This is a genomic window from Pseudomonas sp. GM50, from assembly GCF_000282375.1.
Taxonomy (GTDB): domain Bacteria; phylum Pseudomonadota; class Gammaproteobacteria; order Pseudomonadales; family Pseudomonadaceae; genus Aquipseudomonas.
Genome location: NZ_AKJK01000042.1, coordinates 1 through 17,838, shown reverse-complemented (window position 1 = coordinate 17,838; position 17,838 = coordinate 1). Strand labels below are relative to the sequence as shown.

Annotated in this window: 21 protein-coding genes; 9 read left to right on the top strand and 12 right to left on the bottom strand. The window is 59.9% G+C overall.

Annotation, left to right across the window (positions count from 1 at the left end):
• Positions 1-3: 3 nt before the first annotated feature.
• A complete protein-coding gene (locus PMI30_RS22125) occupies positions 4-1,497 on the bottom strand; it encodes a YifB family Mg chelatase-like AAA ATPase (RefSeq protein WP_007894770.1) in 1,494 nt (497 codons plus the stop codon).
• Positions 1,498-1,947: 450 nt separating this feature from the next.
• On the opposite strand from PMI30_RS22125, the gene PMI30_RS22130 reads away from it, so the two are divergent.
• Positions 1,948-2,211, top strand: coding sequence for a HigA family addiction module antitoxin (locus PMI30_RS22130; protein WP_008007563.1), 264 nt, complete (start codon positions 1,948-1,950; stop codon positions 2,209-2,211).
• Positions 2,212-2,222: 11 nt separating this feature from the next.
• Here PMI30_RS22130 and PMI30_RS22135 read toward each other — a convergent pair whose 3' ends face one another.
• Together PMI30_RS22135 and PMI30_RS22140 are read right to left on the bottom strand one after the other, a co-directional pair.
• On the bottom strand, positions 2,223-2,744 hold the full coding sequence (locus tag PMI30_RS22135) for a BRO-N domain-containing protein (protein ID WP_008007561.1): 522 nt from the start codon (positions 2,742-2,744) through the stop codon (positions 2,223-2,225).
• Between the two features lie 460 nt (positions 2,745-3,204).
• Entirely contained in the window at positions 3,205-3,465 is a 261-nt protein-coding gene (locus PMI30_RS22140) for an accessory factor UbiK family protein (RefSeq protein ID WP_008007559.1), read from the bottom strand.
• Between the two features lie 417 nt (positions 3,466-3,882).
• On the opposite strand from PMI30_RS22140, the gene glnK reads away from it, so the two are divergent.
• The 4 genes from glnK (at position 3,883) to sutA (ending at position 6,661) form a co-directional block, all read left to right on the top strand.
• On the top strand, positions 3,883-4,221 hold the full coding sequence (glnK, locus tag PMI30_RS22145; protein WP_002555808.1) for a P-II family nitrogen regulator: 339 nt from the start codon (positions 3,883-3,885) through the stop codon (positions 4,219-4,221).
• 35 nt (positions 4,222-4,256) lie between these two features.
• Positions 4,257-5,594, top strand: a complete 1,338-nt coding sequence (locus PMI30_RS22150) for an ammonium transporter (protein WP_008007557.1) — start codon at positions 4,257-4,259, stop codon at positions 5,592-5,594.
• Positions 5,595-5,808: 214 nt separating this feature from the next.
• Positions 5,809-6,234, top strand: a complete 426-nt coding sequence (locus PMI30_RS22155) for a secondary thiamine-phosphate synthase enzyme YjbQ (RefSeq protein ID WP_008007554.1) — start codon at positions 5,809-5,811, stop codon at positions 6,232-6,234.
• A gap of 103 nt (positions 6,235-6,337) precedes the next feature.
• Positions 6,338-6,661 carry a transcriptional regulator SutA gene (gene sutA / locus PMI30_RS22160; RefSeq protein ID WP_008007552.1) on the top strand — a complete coding sequence of 108 codons (324 nt, stop codon included), beginning with the start codon at positions 6,338-6,340 and terminating at the stop codon, positions 6,659-6,661.
• Between the two features lie 246 nt (positions 6,662-6,907).
• Here sutA and PMI30_RS22165 read toward each other — a convergent pair whose 3' ends face one another.
• From PMI30_RS22165 to lptM, 6 genes are read right to left on the bottom strand one after another with little or no spacing between them, the layout of a single operon-like run.
• The gene (locus tag PMI30_RS22165; protein ID WP_008007550.1) at positions 6,908-7,612 is read right to left on the bottom strand and encodes an HAD family hydrolase; all 705 of its coding nucleotides are present in this window, start codon (positions 7,610-7,612) and stop codon (positions 6,908-6,910) included.
• A complete protein-coding gene (gene xerC, locus PMI30_RS22170) occupies positions 7,609-8,508 on the bottom strand; it encodes a tyrosine recombinase XerC (RefSeq protein WP_008007548.1) in 900 nt (299 codons plus the stop codon). The genes PMI30_RS22165 and xerC overlap by 4 nt, the downstream gene beginning before the upstream one ends.
• Before the next feature lie 2 nt (positions 8,509-8,510).
• Positions 8,511-9,236, bottom strand: a complete 726-nt coding sequence (locus tag PMI30_RS22175; protein WP_007894877.1) for a DUF484 family protein — start codon at positions 9,234-9,236, stop codon at positions 8,511-8,513.
• 13 nt (positions 9,237-9,249) lie between these two features.
• Positions 9,250-10,080, bottom strand: coding sequence for a diaminopimelate epimerase (gene dapF, locus PMI30_RS22180; protein WP_008007547.1), 831 nt, complete (start codon positions 10,078-10,080; stop codon positions 9,250-9,252).
• 4 nt (positions 10,081-10,084) lie between these two features.
• Positions 10,085-11,332 carry a diaminopimelate decarboxylase gene (gene lysA / locus PMI30_RS22185; protein WP_008007546.1) on the bottom strand — a complete coding sequence of 416 codons (1,248 nt, stop codon included), beginning with the start codon at positions 11,330-11,332 and terminating at the stop codon, positions 10,085-10,087.
• Positions 11,333-11,341: 9 nt separating this feature from the next.
• On the bottom strand, positions 11,342-11,524 hold the full coding sequence (gene lptM / locus PMI30_RS22190; protein ID WP_007894883.1) for an LPS translocon maturation chaperone LptM: 183 nt from the start codon (positions 11,522-11,524) through the stop codon (positions 11,342-11,344).
• 327 nt (positions 11,525-11,851) lie between these two features.
• On the opposite strand from lptM, the gene cyaY reads away from it, so the two are divergent.
• The 3 genes from cyaY to rnk all read left to right on the top strand — a co-directional run bounded on the left by cyaY (position 11,852) and on the right by rnk (position 13,106).
• Positions 11,852-12,184 carry an iron donor protein CyaY gene (cyaY, locus tag PMI30_RS22195; RefSeq protein WP_008007543.1) on the top strand — a complete coding sequence of 111 codons (333 nt, stop codon included), beginning with the start codon at positions 11,852-11,854 and terminating at the stop codon, positions 12,182-12,184.
• Positions 12,185-12,188: 4 nt separating this feature from the next.
• A complete protein-coding gene (locus PMI30_RS30390) occupies positions 12,189-12,407 on the top strand; it encodes a DUF1289 domain-containing protein (protein WP_081501249.1) in 219 nt (72 codons plus the stop codon).
• A 288-nt stretch (positions 12,408-12,695) separates the two neighbouring features.
• Positions 12,696-13,106, top strand: a complete 411-nt coding sequence (gene rnk, locus PMI30_RS22200) for a nucleoside diphosphate kinase regulator (RefSeq protein ID WP_008007541.1) — start codon at positions 12,696-12,698, stop codon at positions 13,104-13,106.
• Positions 13,107-13,113: 7 nt separating this feature from the next.
• Here rnk and PMI30_RS22205 read toward each other — a convergent pair whose 3' ends face one another.
• The 3 genes from PMI30_RS22205 to PMI30_RS22215 all read right to left on the bottom strand — a co-directional run bounded on the left by PMI30_RS22205 (position 13,114) and on the right by PMI30_RS22215 (position 16,980).
• A complete protein-coding gene (locus PMI30_RS22205; RefSeq protein ID WP_008007539.1) occupies positions 13,114-15,960 on the bottom strand; it encodes a class I adenylate cyclase in 2,847 nt (948 codons plus the stop codon).
• A gap of 195 nt (positions 15,961-16,155) precedes the next feature.
• A complete protein-coding gene (locus tag PMI30_RS22210; RefSeq protein WP_007894898.1) occupies positions 16,156-16,401 on the bottom strand; it encodes a TIGR02647 family protein in 246 nt (81 codons plus the stop codon).
• Between the two features lie 294 nt (positions 16,402-16,695).
• The gene (locus PMI30_RS22215) at positions 16,696-16,980 is read right to left on the bottom strand and encodes a hypothetical protein (RefSeq protein ID WP_007894899.1); all 285 of its coding nucleotides are present in this window, start codon (positions 16,978-16,980) and stop codon (positions 16,696-16,698) included.
• Between the two features lie 167 nt (positions 16,981-17,147).
• Between PMI30_RS22215 and PMI30_RS22220 the strand changes: the two genes are divergently transcribed.
• Complete coding sequence (locus tag PMI30_RS22220) at positions 17,148-17,765, top strand: glutathione S-transferase (RefSeq protein WP_008007537.1); 618 nt, start codon at positions 17,148-17,150, stop codon at positions 17,763-17,765.
• Positions 17,766-17,838: the final 73 nt, after the last annotated feature.

Sequence of the window (17,838 nt, the reverse complement as noted above, 5' to 3'; positions counted from 1 at the left end):
CGGCTAGAGTGTTGTCGGCCGATATTGCAGCGCTTCGGCCAAGTGTTCACGGCTGATGCCATCGACTTGCTCAAGGTCCGCCAAGGTGCGAGCAACCTTGAGCAGTCGATGGGCCGCTCGAAGGGACAAGGTCAGCCGTTCACACGCTGTTTCCAGCCAGGTTTCGTCGACTGTGGATAACTTGCAGTGTCTGCGCAGGCCCGGTAAATCGAGGAATGCATTGGCACAGCCCTGGCGCTTTTGTTGCCGTTCTCGTGCATCGGCAACCAACTCGGCGGCGGTGGCAGTGTCGTCACCGGGTTTTAAGGCAGGATTCAGCGCCGTGGCTTCGCGAGCAACCGTCAGGTGCAGATCGATGCGGTCCAGCAGTGGGCCCGACAGTTTGTTGCGGTAACGCTGGACCATGTCCGGTGTACAACTGCATTTACCACTGGGCTCGCCAAGATATCCACAGGGGCACGGGTTCATTGCGGCCACTAATTGAAAGCGGGCCGGAAACCTCACTCGATCCTTGGCGCGGGAAATCACGATGTGGCCGGATTCCAGCGGCTCTCTCAATACCTCCAATACCTTGCGATCAAATTCCGGGAGCTCATCGAGGAACAGCACGCCATGGTGGGCGAGGGTGATTTCGCCAGGTTGCGGTTTCGAGCCACCGCCCACCAATGCGGGGCCTGAAGCGGAGTGGTGTGGTTGTCGGAAGGGACGCTGTGGCCAATGACTCAGCGGCACACAACTGGCGACCGATTGAATCGCCGCAACTTCCAGCGCTTCACTCTCGGCCAGTGGCGGTAACAATCCCGGCAGACGACTCGCCAACAACGTTTTCCCCGTCCCCGGCGGACCGCTGAACAACAGGTTATGAGCACCCGCCGCCGCAATCAGCAAGGCTCGCTTGGCCGCAAGTTGCCCCTGAACTTCGTTCAAGTCTGGATAGGGTTTGCTGGCGTAGAGCAAACCGTTGGAAGCGTAGGGGGCGATGGGCGTGTGGCCATTGAAATGCGCGACCGCTTCCAGCAAATGATCCACCGCAATCACCTTCAACCCCGAAGCCAGGCAGGCCTCCTCGGCATTCGCTCGCGGGACTACCAGCGTGCGCCCGGCCTTGCGTGCCGCCAGCGCAGCGGGTAACACACCCCGAACCGCCCGCACCGCCCCCGACAGCGCCAGCTCTCCCAGGCACTCCACGTCATCCAGCGTCAATGTTGGCACTTGCACACTGGCCGAGAGAATCCCCAGGGCAATCGCCAGATCGAATCGCCCGCCGTCCTTTGGCAGATCGGCGGGAGCGAGATTCAAGGTGATACGCCGTGCCGGAAATTGCAGGCCGGAATTGATGATCGCGCTGCGCACCCGGTCTTTGCTTTCCTTCACCGCCGCCTCGGGCAGCCCGACCATGGTCAGCGACGGCAAACCGTTGGCCAGGTGCACTTCTACGGTGACGGCGGGTGCTTCTACGCCGACCTGGGCGCGGCTGTGGACGATGGAGAGGGACATGGTCGTTCCTTGAGCTGACGAGGACCGCTTCCTGCGGTTTTTTGAAGGGTAGTCGTGGGCAGATGATTTAGCGTGGCGGCGGAGTAACCAAACTTTCGCAGGATGTTGCTGGGGGGCGAGCTGATTCCAGTCAGTTACGCCGCAACGCAATCCGTAGCAGCTGCCGAAGGCTGCGTTCGACTGCGCAGCAGTCGTAAATTCAAGTTGTGCGGTCTGCCTGATGCACCGCGTGATCTGATTTCGCGGCTGCTGCGCAGCCGAACGCAGCCTTCGGCAGCTGCTACAAAGGTTATGTCGCGGCCGGTATTTAGGCGTAATCAGCCGCGGCAGCTAGTTTTTTGTAGGACCGGTCTTGGATAAATGAAGGACTTCGGTGAAAACTCACGAACGCACTTGTCGGATCGAGGTGGCTGCTTATGATCACAGCTGATCGAGCCCTCAGGAGGGGAAATGAGCAATTCTGGAATTCGGCCGATTCATCCTGGCGAAATCCTTGAAAAGGAGTTTCTAGTGCCTCTGGGCATTACGGCGGCTGGGTTAGCTAGCTTGTTGAATGAAGGCGCGGGTGACGTGAGAGCCCTTGTGATGCAGGAGGGTGGTATCAGTCCTGAGCTCGCAAAGAAGCTCTCGCTCTACCTGAAAACGACGCCCGAGTTCTGGCTAAACCTGCAATCGACCTACGATCAGCGCAGGGCCGAAATCGAGCGTGGTTGAGCTTCGGGAGCTTAAAAAGACTGCAGCACCCGCGAAGCACGCTTCCACCACGGCGCATTGACCGGACTTCGCGGTCGTTCCTCATTCGGCAGCAGCTGCGGAACATCCTGCAACCGAATCCACGGCTGGTTATTCCAGTGCAGCAAACTCAATGACATTTCCGGCCAATTCAGCAGGCTCAGGATCGGGCGTTCGGTTGAGGAGGGTTGTTGGGCGTCTCTGAGGGCTGGCACCACGTCGTGGGTCAGCCATTCGCGCAGGCCTCGGTATTCGGGGCAGTAGTGGTAGATCAGTAACGCGTAGACGCCGGATTCGCTGATTAGCAGTGCGTCTTCAACGGTGCCGTGGATGAGCATCTGCAGATTCTGGTGTTGGTCGGGATCGAGTTTGCGTAGCGCTCGTTCGTCGAGGAAGAGGCGGAGCAATCGGCCGAGGTCACGTGCGCTGAACCAGGCTTGGTTTTCCAGGAGGAGGGCGTGGAGGTGGAGTTTGTGGCGGGTGAAGACGTGGGGGGTTAGATAGTTTTCGTCCATGGTGCAGTACCCAAGTTTCGCTTGATAAATAACTGCCGTTTATCGTCGCCAAACAATAAGGGTGGCAGCTGTGTGCGGGTTGGCGAACCGGCCAAGCGAATACCGGCAGACCCTAAGGTCTCCCACACACAGCCGCCATAATTCGGATCGAGGAAGAAATACCTCATATCGAACAAGGTTGCGGTGCATAGCTTGGTTCCAGGTCGCCAAACCCAGTGCTGAACATTCAGCAGAAGGTGAGCTTAGGAACCGGGGCTTTGCGGCGCAATCGGACGGCGGTGGTTTTCTTGTAGGACGTTGCCGGGATGTTTGCGGGGCTTAAAGATCCAAAAGATCGCAGCCTTCGGCAGCTCCTACAGGGGTGGTCGTTCCAGCGAGGGGCTGCTGGAACACCGTGGTGACTCTATCGCGAGCAGGCTCGCTCCCACATGGACCCCATTGTCAAAGGGGATTGGTGGGGTTACTCGGTCGGTGGATTGAGCTTCGCTTCCAGCTCCGCCACTTTCGCCTCAAGGCTTTCCAACCGTGCGCGGGTGCGTGCCAGTACGACCATCTGGCTATCAAACTCTTCCCGGCTCACCAGATCCAGCTTGCTGAAGCCGCTCTGCAACAAAGCCTTGAACTGGCTTTCGATTTCGCTTTTTGGCAGTGGGGTGTCGCCGCTGAAGAGGCGGGAGGCGGTGCCGCTCAGGGCGTCGAGGAAGTCTTTGGGCGCGAGCATGGGAAATGTCCTGTCAACAATGGCGGGCAGTGTATCACGCAGTGTCTATAGTCAATCTCGGCAGCAGCGATGCACGCTTTTCGCGCAGTCGAGTGGGCAGCCGCGCACTGTTGTTGTGCGTAACGGTTGCGTCAATCGGGCGATAGGCTTTACGGCAGCGGCCAAGGCATTGAAATCAATGGGTTTTGGATAGATGGCAAGCTTTCTGCTTAGTCGCTGATGACCCATGCACTGATGCAGTCGCTGTGACGAATGCAGTGCGCCAAGCGGAACGGGGGAAGTTTCGTGCGGAGTGGTTAGCTGGCGTCGGACGGGCAGGTAAGGCCGAACGATGCGTTACAAAGCCAGGCACTGCGCTTAGACTTGAGTCGGGTTTGTTTTCCTGGGGCAAGTCCACCAATTCGGGAGAGAGTTTTCATGAAGCTAGTCACTGCCATCATCAAGCCGTTCAAACTGGACGACGTGCGCGAGTCGCTGTCCGAGATCGGCGTGCAGGGCATTACTGTTACTGAAGTCAAAGGCTTCGGTCGGCAGAAGGGTCACACCGAGCTGTATCGCGGCGCGGAGTACGTGGTCGATTTTCTGCCCAAGGTGAAGATCGATGTCGCCATTGACGACAAGGATCTGGACCGGGTTATCGAGGCGATAACCAAGGCCGCCAACACCGGCAAGATCGGTGACGGCAAGATCTTCGTGGTCAATCTGGAACAGGCGATTCGCATCCGTACCGGCGAAACCGATACCGACGCAATCTAAGCCGCCACAAACCCAACGCCCCAGGAGAAAACAATATGACTCTGCGTAAATTCGCAGGGCTAGGAGCCCTGTTGTCCCTCGTAATGCCCGGCCTGGCCATGGCGGCAGACGAAGTGGCGGCCCCAGTCCTCAATTCCGGCGATACCGCCTGGATGATGACCTCGACAGCCCTTGTGCTGTTCATGACCATTCCCGGCCTCGCGCTGTTCTACGGCGGCATGGTTCGTTCGAAAAACATTCTTTCCGTGATGATGCAGTGTTTCGCCATTACCGGTCTGATCAGCATTCTGTGGGTCATTTATGGCTACAGCATTGCGTTCGACACCACCGGCATGGAGCAGGGCGTCGTCAACTTCAACTCGTTCTTTGGCGGCATGGGCAAGGCGTTCCTCGCCGGTGTCACGCCTTCGAGCCTGACCGGTCCTGCGGCGCTGTTCCCCGAGGCGGTCTTCATCACCTTCCAGATGACTTTCGCCATCATCACCCCGGCGTTGATCGTCGGTGCGTTCGCCGAGCGGATGAAGTTCTCCGCCATGCTGATCTTCATGGGCATCTGGTTCACCCTGGTTTATGCACCGATCGCGCACATGGTCTGGTCCGGTAACGGCGGCCTGATGTGGGACTGGGGCGTTCTCGACTTCGCCGGCGGCACCGTGGTGCACATCAACGCCGGTGTGGCCGGTCTGATTGCCTGCCTGGTGTTGGGCAAGCGTAAAGGTTTCCCGACCACCCCGATGGCTCCGCACAACCTCGGCTACACCCTGATGGGCGCTGCGATGCTGTGGTTCGGCTGGTTCGGCTTCAACGCCGGTTCCGCTGCCGCCGCCAACGGCACTGCCGGCATGGCGATGCTGGTCACCCAGATCGCCACCGCTGCTGCGGCGCTGGGCTGGATGTTTGCCGAGTGGATCACCCACGGCAAACCAAGCGCACTGGGTATCGCTTCGGGTGTGGTGGCCGGTCTGGTTGCAATCACTCCGGCGGCAGGCACCGTGGGCCCGATGGGCGCTCTGGTGATCGGTCTGGCGGCGGGCGTGGTGTGCTTCTTCTGCGCCACCACCCTGAAACGCAAACTCGGTTATGACGATTCCCTGGATGCCTTCGGCGTGCATGGTATCGGCGGTATCCTCGGCGCAATCCTGACTGGCGTGTTCGCGGCACCATCGCTGGGCGGTTTCGGCACCGTTACCGACATCGCTGCTCAAGTCTGGATTCAATGCAAAGGCGTGGGCTTCACGGTGATCTACACCGCGATCGTCACCTTTATCATCCTCAAGGTCCTGGACGCTGTCATGGGGCTGCGTATCACCGAGGAAGAAGAAGCAGTCGGCATCGATCTGGCGCTTCACAACGAACGCGGCTACAACTTGTAAGCACGCGCATGAAAAATTTGCCCGGCTTGCCGGGCATTTTTTTGTCTGGAATTTGTCAGTGGAGGAAGGGCTGAAAGGTTTTTTCTCACACGTTCAGTCGCGTTTACGACGGGCGATTTTCTACGGCCAATGGCTTACACGATTGAAGGAATATTAGGGCCTTTGTTTTTTTTCAGAGCGCGCTAGAATGCGCCCCGAACGTGCGGAGAACTGTATGTGGCAACAGACTCTGATTACCCTGCGGGCACGGCCCCGGGGCTTTCATCTGGTAACGGACGAATTACTCGCCGGCTTGCCTGAACTCAAGGCGTGTCGGGTCGGTCTGTTGCATTTGTGGCTACAGCATACCTCGGCGTCGTTGACCATCAACGAGAACGCCGATCCGGCGGTACGTCGCGACTTCGAACGATTTTTCAATCGTCTGATCCCACAAGGAACAGACGGCTATGAGCATAACGACGAAGGCCTAGACGACCTCCCGGCGCACTTCAAGGCCAGCGTACTTGGCTGTCAGCTCAGTTTGCCGATCTCGGCAGGCCGACTGGCGTTGGGGACCTGGCAAGGTGTTTATCTGGGCGAGCACCGTGATCACGTCGGTGCCCGTAAAGTCCTCGCCACCGTGCACGGTGAAGGGGCATAAAACCGCTGGTTACCAGCGGTGGTTGATTTTTTTCCGGCAGCCGTCGACAGACGGCAAAGCTGGGCTATAACTAATCTGCTTTTCGCAAGTCATGAGGTAGAACATGAGCGACGATGATCTGGAAAACGACGACCTCGAAGTAGGCGACGAAGACGAAACCGAAGAAGGTCTTGAAGCGGCGGCGGAAGACGTCGCTGAAGATGACGGCGGTGATGCGCCCGTTCCGACTGCCAAAGGCAAGGTCAAGGCTGCGGTATCGGTCGATGAGCTGCCGAGCGTCGAAGCCAAGAACAAGGAACGCGATGCCCTGGCCAAGGCCATGGAAGAGTTTCTGGCACGGGGCGGCAAGGTGCAGGAAGTGGAGGCCAATGTGGTCGCCGATCCTCCCAAGAAGCCTGATAACAAGTACGGCAGCCGGCCTATCTAAGCGCCTGCTTCTTGCTTGCTGAAAAAGCCCGCCGTCGCTGCGGGCTTTTTCATGGGCGGAGCAAAAGTCTTGGGCAGGGCGCGATCCAATGTGGGAGCGAGCCTGCTCGCGATGAAGCCGTCACATTCAATATTGATGTTGGCTGACACACCGCTATCGCGAGCAGGCTCGCTCCCACAGGGGTATGTCCCACAGGGGTATGTGTGTACAGGGGTATGTGTGTACTCAGGTATGTGTGTACTCAGGTCAGTGTTGGGTATTCCAGCGCGCCAACAACCCCGGCAACTCGGTCAAACTACGAATCTCGGCATCCGGTGCCGTCTGTGCTTCCCACACCTTGCCCGCCGGGTTAAACCAGATTGCCCGCAACCCCGCCTGCTGAGCGCCGGCAATGTCGTCACCCGGATGGTCGCCAATATGCACCGCTGTTTCGGCGGTCGCGCCGCCACGCTGCAGCGCTTCATGAAACAGTCGCGCATCGGGTTTGGCGATGCCGATGTCTTCGGCGCACAGGGCAAACTTGAAGTAATCCGCCAGCCCCAATCGACGCACATCGGCATTGCCGTTGGTCACCACGCCTAAAGCGTAATGCTTGGCCAGCGTCTCCAGCGTCGGCTCGACTTCAGGGAACACTTCGATCTGATGTCGTGCATGCAGAAACACTTCGAAACCCTGATAGGCCAGGTCGGATGCTTCGGTATGTCCATAACCGGCTTCTTCCAGCGCATGGAACAGCACCCGCCGACGCAAGGCACTGATGCGGTGCTTGAGGCTCGGTTCGTGGCTCAGCACTCGCTCGCGAATCGACCACAGGTGTTCCACCGGTACCGCGCCCAGGTTCGGTGCATGCTCAGTCAGCCATTCCCGCAAAACGACTTCGGCGCTGGCGATCACCGGGGCGGTGTCCCACAGGGTGTCGTCGAGGTCGAAGGTGATCAATTGGATGGTCATGAATCATCGCCTTTAATGCGTTTGGCCCGTGGATGGGCGCTGTCGTAGACCGTCGCCAGGTGCTGGAAGTCCAGGTGGGTGTAAATCTGGGTGGTCTTGATGTCCGAGTGGCCAAGCAGTTCCTGCACCGCCCGCAAGTCCTGAGAGGACTCCAGCAAATGGCTGGCGAAGGAGTGTCGCAACATGTGCGGGTGCAGATTCTGCCCCAGTTCGCGCTCGCCGGCAGCCTTGACCCGTACCTGAATCGCCCGTGGACCGAGGCGCCGACCTTGCTGGCTGACAAACACTGCGTCGTCCGCCGGGTTGGTCATTGCCCGCAATGGCAGCCACAGTTCCAGTGCTTCGCGAGCCTTTTTGCCCACTGGCAACAGTCGAGTCTTGCTGCCCTTGCCGAGCACCTGGACCATGCCGTCAGCCAGATCCAGCTGATCAAGATTGAGCCCGGTCAGTTCGGAAAGGCGCAAGCCGGAGGAATAGAACAGTTCCAGAATCGCCTGATCCCGACGCGCCAGAAAATCATCCTCTACCGCACCCTCAAGCAGTTGCAGCGCGCGGTCAGTGTCGAGGGTTTTCGGCAGGCGGCGTTCGCCCTTGGGCGGTGCGAGGCCATTGGCGGGGTCGTGATCGCACAAGCCTTCGCGATTCAGATAGTGATAGAGCCCGCGCACCGCCGAGAGCAGGCGCGCCAGGCTGCGGGACGATTGACCTTGGGCATGGAGGCGAGCGATCAGGCTGCGCAGGCGCTGGATGTCCAGCGCTGCCCAGCTGTCGATGTTCTGTTTGATGCACCAGCCCAGCACTTTGTCGAGGTCGCGGCGGTAGGCGTACAGCGTGTGAGGCGACACCTGCCGCTCACTGCGCAGGTGTTCGCAGTAAGCGTCCAGTTGTCGTTCCATGGTCAGCGTACCGAGCGCAGGGAGCTGTTGACCCGTGGCAGCACGCGGCCCATGACTTCGGCGATGTAACTCAAAAACAGCGTGCCCACCGAGCTCTTGTAGTGCTGCGGATCGCGGCTGGCGATGGCCAGGACACCGTGGATGCCTTGGTGACTGATGGCGACGACGGCGGTGGAGCCGATCTGCTTGCGCTGTTCTTCGCCGAACAGGAAGTCCAGTTCATGCTCACGCAGGCTGCCGCTGACGCTTTTGTCTTCCGAGAGCAAGCCGCCGATGGCCGTTTGCGCGTCGGCATGCGTCACCCAACGGCCCACCGGCATCGGGTTGTCGCCCAGCAGGATCAGGCTGACGAAGGGCACCTGGAAGTCTTGGCGCAGACTGTCTTCAACGCTGATCACCACATCTTCCAGGCTGGTGGCGTCCATCAGCGCGAGAATCAGGCGGCGTGTCTTGTCGAAGAGTCGATCGTTGTCCCGGGCCACGTCCATCAAGTGCGAGAGGCGATGACGCAACTCGATATTGCGGTCGCGCAGAATCGTCATCTGGCGTTCGACCAGCGAAATGGTGTCGCCGCGCTGGTGCGGAATGCGCAGCGCCGGGAGCAGTTCTTCGTGCTCGATGAAGAAATCCGGATGAGCCTCCAGGTACGCGGCAATCGCCGCCGCCTCAAGGCTTTCGGAAGGGGATTCGTCGGGCTGTAGGGCGGGAACCTGGGGTTTGTCGGTCATGGATTTCGCTCACTCAAAGACGCACTTGTCCTTCGTATACGCGCACTGCCGGGCCGGTCATCATGACCGGCTGGCCTGGGCCTGCCCATTCAATGGACAGACGCCCGCCGGGCAGGTCGATCAATAGCGGCGAATCCATCCACCCCTGGCTGATCGCGGCCACTGCGGCAGCACAGGCGCCGGTTCCGCATGCCTGGGTTTCCCCGGCCCCGCGTTCCCAGACGCGCAACTGCGCGCGGCTCCGGTCGATAACCTGGAGAAAACCGACATTGACCCGCGCCGGGAAGCGTGGGTGATGTTCGATTTTCGGCCCCAGTTCATGCACCGGTGCGTTGTTGATGTCGCTGACCCGCAACACGGCATGGGGGTTGCCCATGGACACCGCGGCCAGTTCGACCGTGGTGCCGTCGACGTCGACTTGATAGCTCAGGGCCTGGCTCGGGGCTTCGAACGGAATCTCGGCCGGCACCAGGCGCGGGGCGCCCATGTTGACGCTGATCTGGCCATCGTTGCGGATGTCCAGTTCGATGATGCCGCTTTTGGTCTCGACGCGAATCAGCCGCTTGGCGGTCAGGCGCTTGTCGAGCACGAAGCGGGCGAAACAGCGCGCACCGTTGCCGCACTGTTCCACTTCGGAGCCGTCGGCGTTGAATATCCGATAGCGGAAATCCACATCCGGGTTGCTGGGCGCCTCAACGATCAGCAACTGGTCGAAACCGATCCCCGTGTGCCGATCGCCCCAAAGCTTTGCGTGTTTTGGCAGGATGTGCGCGTGCTGGCTGACCAGGTCGAGAACCATGAAGTCATTGCCCAGGCCGTGCATCTTGGTAAAACGCAGCAGCATGGTTTTACTCCGGCAGCAGGCTTTCGCCAGCAAACAACTCGGCTACCGTCTCACGGCGACGCACTTCAAATGCCTGATCACCGTCCACCAACACTTCAGCGGCACGGCCGCGGGTGTTGTAGTTGGAACTCATGACAAACCCATAGGCACCGGCCGAATGCACGGCCAACAGATCGCCTTCTTCCAAAGCCAGCTGACGATCCTTGGCCAGGAAGTCGCCGGTTTCGCAGATCGGGCCGACGATGTCGTAGGCGCGAGCGGCGCTGTTGCGCGGGCGCACGGCAGTGACGTCCATCCAGGCTTGATACAGCGCTGGGCGGATCAGGTCGTTCATGGCCGCGTCGACGATGGCGAAATCTTTGTGTTCGGTGTGCTTGAGGTACTCGACCTGGGTCAGCAGCACGCCGGCGTTGGCGACGATGAAACGGCCCGGCTCGAACACCAGCGCCAGGTCACGACCGTCGAGACGCTCGCGCACGGCTTTGATGTAGTCGGCAGCCAATGGCGGCTCTTCATCGCGATAACGCACGCCCAAACCACCACCGAGATCGATGTGGCGCAGGTAAATGCCGCAATCGCCGAGGCGGTCGACCAGGCCCAGCAGGCGGTCGAGGGCATCGATGAACGGTGGCAGAGTGGTCAGTTGTGAGCCGATGTGGCAATCGACGCCGACCACTTCCAAGTTAGGCAGTTGTGCGGCGCGGATGTACACGTCTTCGGCGTCGGCGATGGCGATGCCGAACTTGTTCTCTTTAAGGCCGGTGGAGATGTACGGGTGAGTGCCGGCATCGACGTCCGGGTTGACGCGCAACGAGATCGGCGCGCGAACGCCCAGCTCGGCGGCGACCACTTGCAGGCGTTCCAGCTCATCGGTGGACTCGACGTTGAAGCAGTGCACGCCGACTTCCAGGGCGCGACGCATGTCGTCACGGGTCTTGCCGACACCGGAGAACACAATCTTGTCAGCGCTGCCGCCAGCGGCCAGTACGCGTTCCAGTTCGCCCCGGGAAACGATGTCGAAACCGGCGCCCAAACGCGCCAGGACATTCAGTACACCCAGGTTGGAGTTGGCCTTGACCGCAAAGCAGACCAGGTGCGGCATGCCGGCCAGCGCATCGGCGTAAGCCAGGTACTGGGCTTCGATGTGGGCACGGGAGTAGACGTAGGTCGGTGTACCAAAGCGCTCGGCGATGGCGGACAGGGCAACACCTTCCGCGAACAGCTCACCGTCACGGTAGTTAAAAGCTTCCATGGCGTTCCCTTATTGGTAGACGTCGTGCTTGTGTGCTTTCGACGGAGTCTGCTGCGACGATTTGGCTTGCTCTGCAGGGTCTTGATTTTCATCGGGCAGGTACAGCGGGCCTTTTTGACCACAGGCCGATAATAAGCTGACAAAAGCGACGAGCGAAGCGAGCGCAGCAAGGGAAGAGATCAGGCGCTTCATGGCGAAATCCTTGAAAATGCGTTAATTGCGCCGGAGTATACCGGCCACCCGGCAGCTTGCCTATGCGACGGGGCTCCCGTCCGGCGGGGCTTATCTTGTCAGCGCCGGAACGCTGTACTCCTTGTGGGAGCGAGCCTGCTCGCGATGGCGGTGTGTCAGTCACCTGAGATGTTGCAGGTGCCGTCGCTTCGCGAGCAGGCTCGCTCCCACAGGGATCGATGTTGGATTTACCGACAGGGCCCTTGATCGTTATCCTTTGCAATCACCGGGGCTCGCCCGTATCTTGCGGCGCTTGAGCGTGAGTAGACACTTTTTGAGGTTCCCGCAATGAGTTTGACCGAAGCCCGTTTCCACGACCTGGTCGATGCAACCCAGCAGACGCTGGAGGATATTTTCGACGAGAGTGGCCTGGATATCGATCTGGAGAGCTCGGCCGGTGTGCTCACCGTCAAGTTCGAGAGCGGCAGCCAATTGATCTTCAGTCGTCAGGAGCCGCTGCGTCAGCTGTGGCTGGCGGCTGTGTCGGGTGGCTTCCATTTTGATTATGACGAAGAGAGCAAACGCTGGATGTGCGACAAGAGCGACGAGCAACTGGGCGAAATGCTCGAACGCATCGTCAAGCAGCAAGCCGACGTCGAACTCGATTTCGAAGGTCTGTGAGATCGTGACCCAGCCCGCCCCCGTTCGTCCGCCCAAACCGCTTTACAGCAATGTCAGCCCGGCAGTGCCTTCGCCGTGCAGCGGTGTGTGTCGGCTGGATGAGCAGAAGGTCTGCCTGGGGTGTTTTCGCCATGTCGAAGACATTCGCGAATGGCGTTCAGCCGACGATGAGCGGCGGCGAGTGATTTGTGCGCAGGCTGTTCAGCGAAAATCTGCGGTCTGATCACTCTATTGGGTAACGATGCTGACCTGTGGCGAGGGGGCTTGCCCCCGTTGGGTCGCGAAGCGGCCCCAAAAAGCTCACGACTGCTGCGCAGCCGAGCGGGGGCAAGCCCCCTCGCCACAGGGTTTCCCGATAAGCCGGAATGGGCGGTGTTGGGCCTCACTTGTATATTTATTGAGCTGTGATAGTGTCCAGATACGCCTCAACCCATCGAGGCTCGTGAAAACCCCGCCTTTTTCTGGCGGGGTTTTGCTTTTTTCGTGCAGAAGAAAGGAGTCTGCCCTGATCATGACCGCACCTTCCATCACCCTTACCCGTCTGGACGTACAACGTCTGGAGCGCCTGATCGACAGCCTGGATGACACGCTGCCGGGCGTTATCGCGTTGCAAACCGAACTGGATCGCGCCGATACCCTGGTCGGTCACGAGGAAGTGCCCGCCGATGTCGTGACCATGAATTCCCGTGTGCATTGCCGTGAAGAAAGCAGCGGCAAGGACTATCACCTGACCCTGGTTTACCCCAAGGATGCCAACGCCGACGAAGGCCGGATTTCCATTCTGGCGCCGGTGGGCAGTGCTTTGCTGGGGCTGAAAGTCGGCCAGCACATCGACTGGCCGGCTCCGGGTGGCAAGACCCTCAAACTGACCCTGCTGGAAGTCGAGTCGCAACCTGCCAATGGCGGCGATTACAACGTTTGACCACGCCTCAGACCTGCTCGAGCGCCTCGTTCAGTGCGCGCTCCAGGTCGGCCTTGTAGCGCAGATACAGATGGCTTGAACCCTGACCATCACCGAGCAGGCCCGACAGGTCCAGGTCGGTGATGTAGCAGCGATAGCGTTCAGTCTCGCGGCGCTGCTCGACGATTTCCCGGGCGACTACGCTGAACAGTTCATCGCCATGTTCCAGCTCTGAAAATTCCCGCTGATTGCAATACAGAGTGACCTGCACCTGCCCTGGTGCGGCTTTGCCGACGATGGCCTGCACGTCATAGAACGGTTTGTTGACCGGCGTTTGTGGTGCTGGCCGGGCTTCGACCCGACGCGCCCGCGCGGAACCTGAAGGCAACAACTGGTAATACAAAGTCTCCAGGCTCAGCGGCTGGGCGGCGTCCATCGGCAGCAAGGCATCACGCCGGTACTGGATCGATTGCAGGAAGCGTTGCAGCGGCACCAGCAGGCTTTGTTCGTCGTGATAAGGCAAACGTTGCTGCCACAAGGCATTGAATTCATCCAGCACATACACATCGGCCTGGTGTTCGTTGATCCGGTAGAACACCTGAACGCAGTCGGGTTGCCCCATGGGCAGGATCAGCGCCAGGTCGTGGTCTTCCAATGCCATCGGGTCCAGATGAAACGGGCTGTAGCTCGCCAGTTCTTCGCCGAGATAGTCGAACAGCGCCGGCAGGGTGGCGAGGGCGACGTGATTGACCTGGCCTGGCACCAGCTCCAACACGTGGTAGTGCTGCTGGACCTGAATCAGGTAACGATGATTGAGTTTGCTCAGCAGCAGGTTCTGCGCGGTGTCGAGGATTTCTTCGACCCGTCGGGCAATGAATTGTGCGCGGTTGTGACAGAAGCAACGCACCCGCAGCTTGGGCTGTTGAGGCCCGTCCGGCAGGTTGTTGAGGTAATCGCGCAGGCAGTCGAGCAGGGCGTGGGGGCCGTCAAAGCGGCTGACCAGCACCTCGTTCCAGCTATTGAGCGTGACCTGATCCAGGGTCAGCACCAGGTTTTCCCGTACGCCGGCGTAGCTCAGCGAGTCGGTGCGCTCGGTGGTCATCAGGATGTTCAGGTCGCGATGGTGCTTGAGCGGGTCGATGCCGACGTTCACCAGAATCAACACTTCGCTCGGCACACTGGCGCGCAGCAAAGGCTCTTCGGCGACAGTGGTCAGGGGCAGGGCGATGCTTTGTTGCAGGCTGCCAAGCAGGTTGAACAGCTCGAACTCGCTCAAGTCGCTGGTGCCGGGGTGCAGGGCCAGGCGGGTGCTGCTGTCGATCACGCCGTTGCGGTGGCACCAGGTGAGCAGTTCCAGTAACTGACGGCTGCGCTTGATCGGCGCGAAATTCTCCCACTCGTGGGCGGTCAGGCTGCCGTTGTACAACCCCCATTGGGTTTGCCCCGGTTCTTTCTTGTTGGGCGCCTGCACCAGCGTCAAGGTGTCTTCGGCCAGATCGGGCGCGATGCCCGGGTTGATGAATTCGACCTTGTCGGCCTTGCGCTCGAAGGCTGCGTACAACCGCCGGCCCAGCACATTGAGGTCGCGCTTGTTGATCAGGCTGACGGTCTGTTCGTTGCGGGCAAACTGCGTCAGGAAGCGGTAGCTGTAATTCAGCTCGCCAACCAGGGCTCGGCGTTCGGCGCTGACCTGGCGGACTTTCCACTGGCTGCGGCTGTCGAGCAACGCGAGCTGACGCTGATCCCACTGCCATTCGTTGGCCAGGCGTTCGAGCAACGAACGCTGCCAGCTCTGGGTGCGACCGCTGCTGCCGGTGAGCTTGCGGTTGACCTTCAGGTACAGCGCGCGGCGTACCAGCTCCAGGCGTTCCGGTTCGCCCCGGGCCGTGAGGTATTCCTCGATGCGCCGGTAAACCACGACGTATGGATCCAGTTCGTCGAGATCCAGTAGATTGGCAAACACCGCCTGCTTGAAGCGCAGGCTCAGGCACTGGACCTTGGGGTGTTCGCTGGCATAGACCTCGGTCAGCAGCAGTTTGAGCACTGATTTGTACGGTGACTCGATGCCCTTGAACAATTGCCAGAGCCCGGCACCGATGAACTCCCCGGGCGGGATATACGACAGATGCCCCAGGTCCAGAGTCTCGTCGGCACGGATGAAGCGCTTGGATAACAGCGTGTGGGTATAACGGTCGTACGCCGACTCTTCATAAACCGGCACCAGCCACCAGATGGGTGTACGGCCGGCCAGCCAGATTGCGGTGCGGTAGAACTCGTCCAGCAGCAGGTAGTGCTGGGTGGTGCCGCAGTCTTCCGAACTCAGTTGGGTATCGCGCTCGCCGAGCACGAAGCGAGCAGGGTCGATCAGGAAGAAATGTGCCTCGGCACCCTGGCTGGCGGCCCATATCTCAAGCAACTGGCATTTCTTGCGCAACTCTGTGAGCTCGCTTTCGCTCAAGTCCGGCCCGTGACAGACCCAGACGTCCATATCGCTCTGATCGGCCTGGGCCAAGGTACCGAGGCTGCCCATCAGGAACAGGCCGTGAATCGGTCGCGGAGGATTGCTGCCGTGGCGCGGCCTGTAGGAAAACGAGCGGGTCAGGCGCTGGGCTTCAGCGAGGGTGTTGGCATCCGGTTCGAAATTCGATAGCCCGGCCGGGGTGCTACCCGAAACGTAACCCGGCAACAGAGGATGATTGACATGGAAAAACAGCGGCAGCAGGGTCAGCACCGTTTGCTGGCGGGTCGACAACCCTTCCATGGCACGGGCCATGCGGCCTTCGTTGAGCTTCAGGAAACGGGCGCGCAGCTGGCTGAGAACCTTGCGGTCGATTCCCTCGTCCAGATCGGGGCGGATTTCATGGGTGCGGGTCATGTCAGCTCAATCCGGCTCGCGGGGCTCGGACGTGGGAGGGCTCAGGTTGAGGGGCAGTTTAGCGCCTCGGCCCCGGGACTTTTAAGCTGATTTTGTATTTCTGGCGTCAGGTTTCTATCGCGCGGCGACAGCGGGCACCAAAGTGTGCCCGCGGAAATCCCGTGACAGAGGTTTCCGTGGGCGATGCGGAGAGGCTCAGGCTGTTTCGCGCACGGACAGAATGGTTAGAACGGTTTGCACATTTTGTGCAGCGTCACGCCCCAGGCTGGTCAGATAACCGCCATCGGGCTGGGTGATCAATTCTTTGTCGAACAGTCTTTGGGCAGCGGCAATGGCTTTCGGGGCAGCGGTCTGATGAATTTTCAAACCTTCCTGGGAACTGTCCAGGTTGAAGAGGGCGAGGATTTCCAGTTCGGCAACCAACTCAGGGGTAAGCGACATAAGGACTCCAGACTTTCTAGGAATTGGACGATAGCGCTCCTAAGGTGATCCCACTCGCGCAGCATGTCCAGTGCTCGTAACAGGGTTTTTTCGCCTTGGGGTGGTTTCCAGTTTAGTCAGCGTCTGGGGCAAGGCGGTGCTGATTGGTGACAATCTATGTTGGGGGCGGGCTTTTGTGGCGAGGGGGCTTGCCCCCGTTCGGCTGCGAAGCAGTCGCAAAGCTTTTGGGGCCGCTTCGCGACCCAACGGGGGTAAACCCCCTCGCCACAGTCACGCGCCCGAAACGGGCTGGGCTTATTTCTTTTCCGGCGGCAACTCTGGCAGCGCGCGCAGCGCGGTTTCGTACCATTCGGTGTTGAACGCGCGGTCTTCTTCGAGGATCGCGTCGATTTCCACCGCCAGCACGTGGGCCATCAGGTTGAGGATTTCCTCACGCTCGTAACCCACCAGGGTCAGCTTGTTGAAGGTCGCCTTGGCCGCTGGCGGGTTATCGCTTTCGATCTGGTTTTCGATGGCTTCGATCAGGGTATTTTCGGCGAACTCTTCTTCGTCGATCTCGATATCAGTTGGCTCGCTCATGGCAGGCTCCTCAAGTTAAGGCGGCCAGTTTACCTGCATTCAGCGCTGTGATGCTGCTGGCAAGAAGTGCCCGGGCGTTCTATAACTGGCGCTGCCAACCCCCTGCACGGCCTGGAGGCTATGTAATGCTCAAGCTTTATGGATTTTGCGTCAGCAACTACTAAAACATGGTCAAGCTGGCGTTGCTGGAGAAGGGACTGCCGTTTGAAGAAGTGCCGTTTTACCCAGGCACTACCCCGGAGACGCTAGCTATCAGCCCGCGTGGAAAGGTTCCGGTGCTGGGCGTCGAACAAGGTTTCATCAATGAAACCAGCGTGATTCTCGAGTACATCGAGCAGAGCCAGAAAGGCACGCCGCTGCTGTCGAGCGACCCCTTCGAGCGAGCGCAGGCGCTGGCATTGGCCAAGGAAATCGAGTTGTACATCGAACTGCCGGCGCGCGCCTGCTACCCCGAAGCGTTTTTCGGCATGTCTGTGCCGGAGGCGATCAAGGACAAGACCAAGACCGAGCTGCTGCTGGGGTTCGCCTCGCTGGGCAGGCATGGCAAGTTCGCCCCTTACGTGGCGGGCGACAGTCTCAGCATTGCGGATTTGTATTGTCTGTACAGCGTGCCGATGGCTTGTGCCGTGGCGCAGAAGCTGTTCGATATCGATCTGTTGGCCGGGATGCCGGCGGCCAAGGCGCTGCTGGAGCGTCTGGGGCAGAACCCGCATGTGCAGCGGATCGCAAAAGACAAGGACGCGGCGATGCCAGCGTTCCTGGAGATGATCGCGTCCAAAAAGTAGACGTGTAACGATCTTGAGAATTCCTTCGCGGGCAAGCCTCGCTCCTACAAGAACCCCTGTAGGAGCGAGGCTT

Coding starts and splice junctions, on each gene's coding strand:
- PMI30_RS22150 (WP_008007557.1), top strand. CDS start 4,257: ATGACTCTGCGTAAATTCGCAGGGCTAGGAGCCCTGTTGTCCCTCGTA.
- glnK (WP_002555808.1), top strand. CDS start 3,883: ATGAAGCTAGTCACTGCCATCATCAAGCCGTTCAAACTGGACGACGTG.
- PMI30_RS22165 (WP_008007550.1), bottom strand. CDS start 7,612: ATGACCATCCAATTGATCACCTTCGACCTCGACGACACCCTGTGGGAC.
- PMI30_RS22215 (WP_007894899.1), bottom strand. CDS start 16,980: ATGAGCGAGCCAACTGATATCGAGATCGACGAAGAAGAGTTCGCCGAA.
- rnk (WP_008007541.1), top strand. CDS start 12,696: ATGACCGCACCTTCCATCACCCTTACCCGTCTGGACGTACAACGTCTG.
- PMI30_RS22210 (WP_007894898.1), bottom strand. CDS start 16,401: ATGTCGCTTACCCCTGAGTTGGTTGCCGAACTGGAAATCCTCGCCCTC.
- PMI30_RS22140 (WP_008007559.1), bottom strand. CDS start 3,465: ATGCTCGCGCCCAAAGACTTCCTCGACGCCCTGAGCGGCACCGCCTCC.
- PMI30_RS22125 (WP_007894770.1), bottom strand. CDS start 1,497: ATGTCCCTCTCCATCGTCCACAGCCGCGCCCAGGTCGGCGTAGAAGCA.
- PMI30_RS22155 (WP_008007554.1), top strand. CDS start 5,809: ATGTGGCAACAGACTCTGATTACCCTGCGGGCACGGCCCCGGGGCTTT.
- xerC (WP_008007548.1), bottom strand. CDS start 8,508: ATGGAACGACAACTGGACGCTTACTGCGAACACCTGCGCAGTGAGCGG.
- PMI30_RS22220 (WP_008007537.1), top strand. CDS start 17,148: ATGGTCAAGCTGGCGTTGCTGGAGAAGGGACTGCCGTTTGAAGAAGTG.
- PMI30_RS22205 (WP_008007539.1), bottom strand. CDS start 15,960: ATGACCCGCACCCATGAAATCCGCCCCGATCTGGACGAGGGAATCGAC.
- lysA (WP_008007546.1), bottom strand. CDS start 11,332: ATGGAAGCTTTTAACTACCGTGACGGTGAGCTGTTCGCGGAAGGTGTT.
- PMI30_RS22135 (WP_008007561.1), bottom strand. CDS start 2,744: ATGGACGAAAACTATCTAACCCCCCACGTCTTCACCCGCCACAAACTC.
- PMI30_RS22175 (WP_007894877.1), bottom strand. CDS start 9,236: ATGACCGACAAACCCCAGGTTCCCGCCCTACAGCCCGACGAATCCCCT.
- cyaY (WP_008007543.1), top strand. CDS start 11,852: ATGAGTTTGACCGAAGCCCGTTTCCACGACCTGGTCGATGCAACCCAG.
- lptM (WP_007894883.1), bottom strand. CDS start 11,524: ATGAAGCGCCTGATCTCTTCCCTTGCTGCGCTCGCTTCGCTCGTCGCT.
- PMI30_RS22130 (WP_008007563.1), top strand. CDS start 1,948: ATGAGCAATTCTGGAATTCGGCCGATTCATCCTGGCGAAATCCTTGAA.
- dapF (WP_008007547.1), bottom strand. CDS start 10,080: ATGCTGCTGCGTTTTACCAAGATGCACGGCCTGGGCAATGACTTCATG.
- sutA (WP_008007552.1), top strand. CDS start 6,338: ATGAGCGACGATGATCTGGAAAACGACGACCTCGAAGTAGGCGACGAA.